2 protein-coding genes and 3 pseudogenes are annotated in these 1,879 nt (G+C 42.2%); 3 read left to right on the forward strand and 2 right to left on the reverse strand.

Annotated features, from left to right (window positions below; all coding sequences use genetic code 11):
- Positions 1 to 699: 699 nt before the first annotated feature.
- Positions 700 to 1,167 (forward strand): hypothetical protein, encoded by a 468-nt coding sequence (locus G4P69_RS37565; protein WP_208355018.1) that lies wholly within the window; start codon positions 700 to 702, stop codon positions 1,165 to 1,167.
- Here G4P69_RS37565 and G4P69_RS37570 read toward each other — a convergent pair.
- A complete protein-coding gene (locus G4P69_RS37570) occupies positions 1,156 to 1,344 on the reverse strand; it encodes a class I fructose-bisphosphate aldolase (protein ID WP_208355020.1) in 189 nt (62 codons plus the stop codon). The genes G4P69_RS37565 and G4P69_RS37570 overlap by 12 nt on opposite strands.
- Positions 1,325 to 1,468 (reverse strand): annotated as a pseudogene (locus G4P69_RS37575) (phosphoketolase family protein); the annotation flags it as partial. The gene G4P69_RS37570 and the pseudogene G4P69_RS37575, both read right to left, overlap by 20 nt.
- Here G4P69_RS37575 and G4P69_RS37580 point away from each other — a divergent pair.
- Both G4P69_RS37580 and G4P69_RS37585 read left to right on the forward strand, forming a co-directional pair.
- Positions 1,460 to 1,702: pseudogene (locus tag G4P69_RS37580) on the forward strand (DnaJ C-terminal domain-containing protein); the annotation flags it as partial. The pseudogenes G4P69_RS37575 and G4P69_RS37580 sit on opposite strands and share 9 nt — an antisense overlap.
- Positions 1,699 to 1,879 (forward strand): annotated as a pseudogene (locus G4P69_RS37585) (chaperone modulator CbpM); the annotation flags it as partial. The pseudogenes G4P69_RS37580 and G4P69_RS37585, both read left to right, overlap by 4 nt.

A 1,879-nucleotide genomic window follows, 5' to 3' on the forward strand; every position in this document is an offset into this window, starting at 1 on the left:
CCAGTCTACAAAATTGATCCTGAATTCTGGATCTTGACTCCTAATTTTTTATTCTTAACTCCTTAAAAAAAGAAACTAATCCCTCAATCATTATGACATTTTTATGCTAAAATTTATGCTTGAATAAGCGTTTCATTGCTGTATAAGTTGTATAGATTGTACTGTAACGATTCAAATCGTCACAAAAAATTGAAATTTAACATAAGTTGCCCAATATAATATCTACCTTTTGAAGGTTTTAGTAGAACTTATAGCGGTTCCCGATCTGGTGAGGTAAGTTTTCAACGCTATGAACCTTGGCAAGAAAGGGTTGGTGTACCTCAGAAGATAGAGTTTTATCAGACTGGATATTTATTTGGCACATTGTGGATTAGAATGAAAACAAATACAGCGATAACGCTACACGTTGTGAGGCAACCAATATGGATGCCGATAAAGTTTTAAGACAATATGCTATCGGGGAAAGAGATTTTAGACAGGTGGACTCAATAAGGATTTCTCACTCCTTTTTAGACCGAGGTTATTAACATCTGCACAACATCTCTTCTCTCACGTTTTGAAGATTAGTAATGTAGCTCAACAAACAGGAGAATTTAGAGTGACTACCGAGGATGGACTTTGAAAGGGTTTCAGCCTGAGGTGCCATTCCTCTATTAATAGAGACTACGCATTGCCAGATCTCGAACTTAGGATAACTATATGAAACTGAATATCTTGATCAACTCTGTATTTGTTATTGCATCTATCACGCTTGTACCTGGAATTACTAGTGCGCAAATAACTAATAACGGCATTGCTGAATCATGGGATGATCTTACCCTACTTGAAACGAATTATCAATGGTTTCAACTGCCAATTCATCCCGCATTTATGGAACACCCTAATAACAATAAGATATCTCTGATTAATCTTAATCGCGCCGAGAATTTAGCTCGCCAAGCCGCTGAGCAGGCTAATGGTGGTTTACAACACTATCGAGCACAGAACTCGATGTATGGTCCTGCCGAAGACTCTCCCTACAATTACAATGGGGATGGCAGTTGGACTTTCACCTTTAAGGGCCATAGCCCTGATTCTGACACTCCTACAGTCGAAAGTGTAGTGACTGTCTCAAGAACCAGAATCGTTCGTATTGACTATAACGGACCCATCCGCTCAACTCCTTGAGCTTATGGTGTCAACTTTGATGCCGGGAATCATTCCCGCATCAGTGATAGCTTTAACAAAGGAAGTGCCATCTTTCTTCTGCTGGTGGAGCGTTTCGTCATAGAGGATCACACCACTAATGCACTCACTAAGACTAGGCGTGGTTATAATCAACTCCCGATAGGCGATCCACCACATCTTGCACCAGATGAAAGCGATCTAGGTCATTTTGCACCCTTATGTCAAAAGCCGTTGTGATCGTACCCTCTTCCTTGTAGCCCCGGACGTGGAGATTACGATTCGTGCGGCGGTAGGTCAGCCGACCCCCGATGGCAACGTGACAATGAACGTTCCCAAAGGGGTGCGATCAGGGCAATCGCTAAGATTGCGCGGCAAAGGCTGGACATTACCAAAAGGGGGACGAGGTGACTTATTTGCCAAACTTCAGATTGTCACGCCGAAAGATCTCAGCCCCATTGAGCAAGAATACTATGAAAAAATCCAGGCAAATACAAGCTTTAACCCACGTTCCCAGTTAGAGGAGATTAAGTTATGACCTCCAGCCTTTCAAAAACAGTGGTTTCACTTGAAGGCGAGCAACTGTACACTTTTGAATATGCGGCGTTGATCACTGAGACTTCGATTACACTTGTGAAGCTTTATGTTGAGTTAGGCGTAATCGAACCAATCGGCTCTATGCTGCATTCCCGCGAGATTGCTCGAATTGCTCAAA

The organism is Aetokthonos hydrillicola CCALA 1050 (assembly GCF_017591665.1).
Classification (GTDB): Bacteria; Cyanobacteriota; Cyanobacteriia; order Cyanobacteriales; family Nostocaceae; genus Aetokthonos; species Aetokthonos hydrillicola.

Bases quoted from the DNA above. Each gene is read 5' to 3' on its own strand.
- G4P69_RS37570 (WP_208355020.1), bottom strand. From the start codon at position 1,344: ATGTGGTGGATCGCCTATCGGGAGTTGATTATAACCACGCCTAGTCTT.
- G4P69_RS37565 (WP_208355018.1), top strand. From the start codon at position 700: ATGAAACTGAATATCTTGATCAACTCTGTATTTGTTATTGCATCTATC.